The following is a 4204-nucleotide window of genomic DNA, read 5'->3' as shown; positions in this document are numbered from 1 at the left end:
CGTGTGTTCTGGGCTCTGCGCCCGGCGCGCCGGGGCCGCCCGCGGGCCCGCCCGCGGGGGCGGGGGGGCGCCCCCCCCCCCCCCCCCGCGCAGCTGTCACGCACCCCACGGAGAGCCCCTGCCGCGCAGGAGCCGGGAGGTCACCAGAGCTCGGTGAAGTGCACCGCGATGTTCTCGTTGGACTGGTGGATCGCGGTGAAGGCCGACCCGTTCACCTGGGCGTTGTTGTTCTGGTTCGAGGCGCCGTCGCCGACCGCCTGCTGCTGCGTGGTGCTGGAGTTTCCGAAGTTGTCGTGACCCACGCCGCTGCCGATGATCGACGCGACGCCCGCATTCGATCCGTCGTCCGCGATCGCTCCGTTGTCGGCCATCGCCACCCCGGAGAACAGAGCGGCGGCCAGAGGCAGGGCGGCGACGGCGGCGAGGACGCGGGCGGTACGGATGGAAGCCATGTGTTTTCCTCCAGAAGTACGGGTTGCTCCGGGGAAGTTGGCCGACCGCCCCGGCGATGTTCACGACGTCGCGAGACCAGAGTTGCCCACCGGATCCGCCGGGAACCACCCCGGACCGTCTCATTCGCTCGCAAGCGTGAGGACAAGTCGATAAACCTGCCTCACGACCACAAAAGCCCAGCTCAGCCGCGAACACCGCACTCCGGGACGATCAACACCCAGTCCTCCCAGACGATGAAGCGTTTCGGCACATTTTTGGTAAATAGCCACCCCGTACGGCTCAACCCACTTCCCTCTTTCGAACGGATGTACGAACATGGAGCCATGGCCACCACCGACCGACACCCGGCACGCCCCACCTCCGCCGTGCCGCGCGCCTCCCTCGCGACCCTGGCCCTCGCGCACGCCCTCTCCGCCGCCGAGCGCGGGCTCGCGGTCATCCCGCTCTCCCGCACGAAGCTCCCCGCACTGCCCTCGCCCCACCGCGGCGACCCGCCGTCCGCCCCGCGCTGCCACGGCGAGTGCGGGCTCCCCGGCCACGGGGTGTACGACGCGACGACCGACCCGCGCCGCATCCGTGCCCTGTTCGCGGCCGCGCCCCGGGCCACCGGCTACGGCATCGCCTGCGGCCTGCCGCCGTACCACCTGATCGGCGTCGACCTGGACACCAAGTCCGGTACGGATTCCTCCGCTTCGCTGCGCGAACTGGCTTTACGGCATCTGTTCACGATCCCCGACACCGTGGTCGTGGCCACCCCGAGCGGCGGCCGACACCTGTGGCTCACCGGCCCGCCGGACGTCGTCGTGCCCAACTCCGCGGGGCGCCTCGCCCCCGGCATCGACATCCGCGGCGCCGGCGGCTACCTCGTGGGGCCCGGCTCCCGCACCGAACACGGCGTGTACAGCGCAGTGCCGGGCACCGGACACCTCAGCCCCGCCGCCTGCCCGCCCGCGCTGCTCCGGCTGCTCACACCGCCGCCCCGCCCGCAGCACACCGGCCGGGCCGCGGTCCCGCACTCCGGCCAACACGGGCACGGGCTCGTCCAGTTCGTGCTCAGCGCCCATGAAGGACAGCGCAACACGCGCCTCTTCTGGGCGGCCTGCCGTGCCCACGAGAGCGGCCTCGGCGACGCGTTCCTGGAGATCCTCGCCGACGCCGCGATCCGCACCGGCCTCACCGAACGCGAGACCCGCTCGACCCTCGCCTCGGCGGCCCGCCTGACCGCGTCCCGCTGATGTCCGGCACGGCGGTACGTTGTCGATCATGGCCACCCAGATCTTCACCTTGGTCGGCGTCCTCATCGGCGCCCTGACGTCCTACGTAGCCACCGCAGTCGCCGAACGGGCCAAGTTCCAGAGGGAGATGGCCACGCGCTGGGACGAGCGGAAGCTCGACACGTACATCGACTACGTGACCTGCATCAAGCAGATACAGCGGGCCGCCATGGACGCCGGCCGGGCCCGCGACCAGGGGGCGGACGCGTCCGAGGCGCTGGCCGCGATGGAGGAGAGCGAGAACAGGAGGTCCGTCCTCTTCGAGACCTTCGTCCTGCTGAGCAACGAGAAGGCCGCCACCGCCGCCCACGCGGTCAACCAGCGGACCTGGGAGCTGCTGAGCACGACCCGGGTCCCCTCGAACGGGACGGCCGCGCTCCGCCCGATCCGCCTGGTGGAGGCCCTCAACGTGCTGCACGAGGCGGCGCGGTCGGACCTGACGATATCGAGCGGCTCCTCCGCCGGGTGAGCCGAAAGGCGGACGGCCCCCGACCGGTGATGCCGGTCAGGGGCCGTCCGGCCGCTGCGGTGGGTGTGGGATTTGAACCCACGGTGACTCGCGCCACGACGGTTTTCAAGACCGTTCCCTTAGGCCGCTCGGGCAACCCACCCGCGCCCCGCCTGCGGCGGAGCGGCTACAGCCTACCGGCTAGGTCGTGGCCTAGGGGCGCTGCCTCAACCGGTCGACGATCGCCCAGTCCACCACGTGCGACACCTGGACGTAGGTCTTGTCGCCGGACTTGCTGGTCCGCTCGTCGCGGAAGCCCAGGAACTCGTAGGTCTTCGGGTCGAAGATGAGGTAGCGGCCCCGTGCGTGCGGATCCGCCGAGGCGATCCCCACACCGGTGCGCCCGGCGGAGTCCGTCACCCCGTCGACCCTCCTGACCCCGGGCACGAGGGCCAGGGCCTCGTACGCGGCCGGGCGCAGGCCCTGGGGCAGCAGCGGCCACTTCAGAAGCTCGCCGAGCAGGAAGTAGGCCATGTACCAGTCGTCCTCGGTGAACTCGCTCGTCGGCTTGCCGGGCCGGCCGACGCCGATGACGGCCGAGGCGAGCTGCTCGGGGTCGGTGGGGAGCTTCTTCAGCTTGCTCCACTCCCTGGGCGGCCACACGCTCTCGCCCTTCTGCATGGGCTCTTCCCAGATCACATGGCCGAGTTCCATGGTCAGGGAGCGCTTGGAGCCGTCCACGGAGTCCCAGTTCGTGTCCACATAGGTCCTGACCTTGCCGGTCCCCCGCTCCGTCTCCCTGATGATCCGCTTCGAGTAGATGTACTGGTCGTCGCGCGGCGCCTGCGTCGTCTCGCCCTTGCCCAGCCGGGCCGCCGCGCCGTGCAGCACGGTCACGGCGCCGGCCTCGGCCATACGCGGGGTCTGCGTGACCGCCGGTGCGCTGCCGGCCCGGCCGGTCTCGCCGGAGCCGTCCTCGGCGATCAGTACGGCCGTTCCCGTCACCGCCACGGCGGCCACGGCGGCGGTCGCGAGGCGGAGGGCGCGGCGGCGGCTGGGCGCGGCCTGCGGGTGCCGACCGTCGCGCACCATCGTGTTGAGCAGGCGGTGGCGGGCCCGTGCCCGGGCCGCGTCGGTGAGCGGGGCCGCGTCCGCGTCCCAGTCCCGCAGGAGTTCGAGTTCGTCACTCATGGCCGGACACCTCTCGCAGGGTCGTCGGATCGGATCCGCCCAATGCTTCGCGCAGCTTGCCGCGGGCCCGGTGCAGCCGTGATCTGACCGTGCCGACGGGCACGTCCAGGGCCTGGGCCACCTCCTCGTAGCCGAGACCGCCCCACGCGACCAGGAGCAGGACGTCCCGGTGCCGTGCGGGCAGGGCCGCCAGGGCCGCCGCCAGTTCGCGGCGTACGGCCTGTGCTCCCACCCGGGCCGCGGCCCGGTCGGCCAGCGGCTCGTCGTGGTCGGCGGGGGCCGGGACGCGGGCCAGGGCCTTGAAGCGCCGGGCCTCGGCCCGCCGGTGCCGGCCGACCAGGTTGGTCGCGATGCCGAACAGCCAGGGCCGGGCACCGTCACCCGTGGCCCGCGCCGGGTCGTACCGGTGCCGCTGCTGGAACGCGGTCGTGAAGGTCTCCGCCATGAGGTCGTCGGCCGGCTCGTCGCCGAGCCTGCGGGCCAGATAGCCATGGACCGCGTCGGCGTACCGGTCGAAGAGCGCGGCGAACACCTCCGGTTCGTCCCGGGACCGCGCGATCACCGAGGCATCGCTCTCCACCCCCGTGCGAACGCCTGGCTCGCCGGTCATCGGGGCTCCTCTCGTCCAGGGAACGTGCGTCGAAGGCTTGGGCTTTCGCCTCTCCTTCGCCGCTCGGCCGGGACGAGTTCCCTCCGACGGAAACCGGACGTCGGGCAGCGCGGAACGCCGGAGGGGGGGGCCCCGCCGCACCGCGCCCCCCCCCCCGCCCCGGGGGGGGCGCCTCCGCTGCGGCGCCCTTTCCGGCGGGGGCCGGGTGCGGGAGCGGTGCGGCCCCCG

At 72.7% G+C, this 4204-nt stretch carries 5 protein-coding genes and 1 tRNA gene; 2 read left to right on the top strand and 4 right to left on the bottom strand.

Annotated features, from left to right (window positions below; translation table 11 throughout):
* Window positions 1-140: 140 nt before the first annotated feature.
* Window positions 141-452, bottom strand: coding sequence for a hypothetical protein (locus tag ACFW9D_RS03925; protein ID WP_188337882.1), 312 nt, complete (start codon window positions 450-452; stop codon window positions 141-143).
* A 324-nt stretch (window positions 453-776) separates the two neighbouring features.
* Between ACFW9D_RS03925 and ACFW9D_RS03920 the strand changes: the two genes are divergently transcribed.
* Window positions 777-1688: a bifunctional DNA primase/polymerase gene (locus ACFW9D_RS03920; RefSeq protein WP_188337883.1), complete on the top strand. Its 912-nt coding sequence runs from the start codon at window positions 777-779 to the stop codon at window positions 1686-1688.
* Between the two features lie 28 nt (window positions 1689-1716).
* Window positions 1717-2196 carry a hypothetical protein gene (locus ACFW9D_RS03915; protein WP_384617405.1) on the top strand — a complete coding sequence of 160 codons (480 nt, stop codon included), beginning with the start codon at window positions 1717-1719 and terminating at the stop codon, window positions 2194-2196.
* A 57-nt stretch (window positions 2197-2253) separates the two neighbouring features.
* Here the strand turns inward: ACFW9D_RS03915 and ACFW9D_RS03910 are convergent.
* The 3 genes from ACFW9D_RS03910 to ACFW9D_RS03900 form a co-directional block, all read right to left on the bottom strand.
* A tRNA-Ser gene (locus tag ACFW9D_RS03910) sits at window positions 2254-2338 on the bottom strand.
* 50 nt (window positions 2339-2388) lie between these two features.
* Entirely contained in the window at window positions 2389-3366 is a 978-nt protein-coding gene (locus ACFW9D_RS03905) for a CU044_5270 family protein (RefSeq protein ID WP_384617402.1), read from the bottom strand.
* A complete protein-coding gene (locus ACFW9D_RS03900; protein ID WP_384617400.1) occupies window positions 3359-3976 on the bottom strand; it encodes an RNA polymerase sigma factor in 618 nt (205 codons plus the stop codon). The genes ACFW9D_RS03905 and ACFW9D_RS03900 overlap by 8 nt, the downstream gene beginning before the upstream one ends.
* Window positions 3977-4204: the final 228 nt, after the last annotated feature.

This window comes from Streptomyces sp. NPDC059524, assembly GCF_042749255.1.
Taxonomy (GTDB): Bacteria; Actinomycetota; Actinomycetes; order Streptomycetales; family Streptomycetaceae; genus Streptomyces; species Streptomyces xanthii.
The sequence above is the reverse complement of the archived record's forward strand: the minus strand, read 5'-3'. Positions and strand labels throughout refer to the sequence as shown.

Bases quoted from the DNA above. Each gene is read 5' to 3' on its own strand.
- ACFW9D_RS03905 (WP_384617402.1), bottom strand. From the start codon at position 3,366: ATGAGTGACGAACTCGAACTCCTGCGGGACTGGGACGCGGACGCGGCC.
- ACFW9D_RS03900 (WP_384617400.1), bottom strand. From the start codon at position 3,976: ATGACCGGCGAGCCAGGCGTTCGCACGGGGGTGGAGAGCGATGCCTCG.
- ACFW9D_RS03915 (WP_384617405.1), top strand. From the start codon at position 1,717: ATGGCCACCCAGATCTTCACCTTGGTCGGCGTCCTCATCGGCGCCCTG.
- ACFW9D_RS03920 (WP_188337883.1), top strand. From the start codon at position 777: ATGGCCACCACCGACCGACACCCGGCACGCCCCACCTCCGCCGTGCCG.
- ACFW9D_RS03925 (WP_188337882.1), bottom strand. From the start codon at position 452: ATGGCTTCCATCCGTACCGCCCGCGTCCTCGCCGCCGTCGCCGCCCTG.